General features: G+C 73.1%; 1 protein-coding gene. It reads right to left on the reverse strand.

Annotation, left to right across the window (positions count from 1 at the left end):
• Positions 1 to 445: hypothetical protein (locus tag BI06_RS50650; protein WP_158516424.1), on the reverse strand; the 445-nt coding region annotated here is incomplete at its 3' end.
• Positions 446 to 1,481: the final 1,036 nt, after the last annotated feature.

Consider the following 1,481-nt stretch of genomic DNA (forward strand, 5'->3'; position numbering starts at 1 on the left):
CGGCCGCCGCGGCCCCGCCGAACTCCCGCACCGTCGCCGCCAGCCAGGCCCGCCCGATGGGGTCGGCCGCCCACCAGCCGGCGGCCGGCGCGGCCCATCCCTCCGCCCCGGCCCCGCGCGCCGTCCGGACGGCGAGGCAGACGCCCGCGACACCGGTGACGAAGCGGTCCGCCTCGGCGAACCCGGGCGCCAGCCCGAACTGCGCCGCCTCCGCGTCCTGCACGCCGTGACGCGCCGTCGCGCGGATGGCGAGGTGCCCACGGACGGTGCACTGCCACAGGGCTCGCCTGACATCTGCACTGGCCACGGTGGTCTCCTCGGCTTCCTCGTCGTCATCGGTCCAGACGGCCGTCAGGCGGCCGAGGGCGTCGTGCTGCTCGGTGGTGGTGCGGCCGTTGGCGTCGGGAAGAAGGTGTACGGCCGCAAGAGCACATCGTCGAGGCACCCTCAGGCTACTGCCGGCCGTGCTGGTCACCGCTGCCGTCGTCACCGACCGCGAGGCCGGCGGGACATTGCTGGAGCGGATGCGTGAGCGGCACTGGCGCATCTCGCCCGGCCCGAGGCCGCCGCGAGCCAGCGACGGTCCATCTCCTCCCCCCTCCCCGCCAGGACCTCAACGAGCCGCCGGCAGTCCGGTGCCGGCAAGTCGAGACCGAGCCCTTCCCTCCAGGCGGGAACCACCGATCCGGGCACCGGCCCTGCAACCCGCGCAGGCCGTTCACCGGCCACTCCGGCCGACGGCGCCCCATCACCTGCGCGGGGCCCTGCCAGGTCCGCGGCCACCACCTGACCGGCGATCACGAACCGGTCCCACGCGGCTTCCGCCGCCCGCAGTTCGGCCCGCAGGGCCTCCACCCGCCGCCGGGCCGCACGCTCACGTTCCTCCAACAGCCCCGTCACCGACGGCATCCAGCACCTCCATCGAAGAGACGACACGCCCCCCGTCTCGGCCACCGAGGCGCTGACACAATGCCTGAACAGCGGAAAGACACCCATCACTCACGGACAGACAACGGCTTCTGAGACAACACCCGGCACCCAACCGCCCGGGACCAGATCATCTGAGATTCTCGTCCGCCTGGCGTCTCAAGTGATCTGGTCGCCGCAGGTCACAGCCCTGCCCGCAGACCAGATCATTCGAGACGCGACAGGGGCGGAAGCCAGCGGGTCGGTTCGGGTCTCGGGGGAGTGGGACGTCGGCTCCGTCGACTTCCCACTCCGGACCCACGGCACCCGTGGCCGGGGTGCGGCCCTGCCTGGCCGTGCGCCTGTAGGGGTCCGGCCGAGGCCCGCGCGAAAGGGGCCGTGACGTGATCCTGGAAGTGCCGGTCAGCCCCTGAGTGCCTTCCTGGCTGGTTGGGCCACCGCCAGCTCGCCGAGTCACAGTCGGAACTCGCGTACGCCCGCCGACCGCGATCGGCGCGCGGTGGCCACCGGACTTGAGTGCCTGCTCGGCCTGGACCGGTGAACGCCGAAGTCCT

It is taken from the genome of Kitasatospora sp. MBT66, from assembly GCF_000710405.2.
In the GTDB taxonomy this organism is placed as follows: Bacteria; Actinomycetota; Actinomycetes; order Streptomycetales; family Streptomycetaceae; genus Kitasatospora; species Kitasatospora purpeofusca.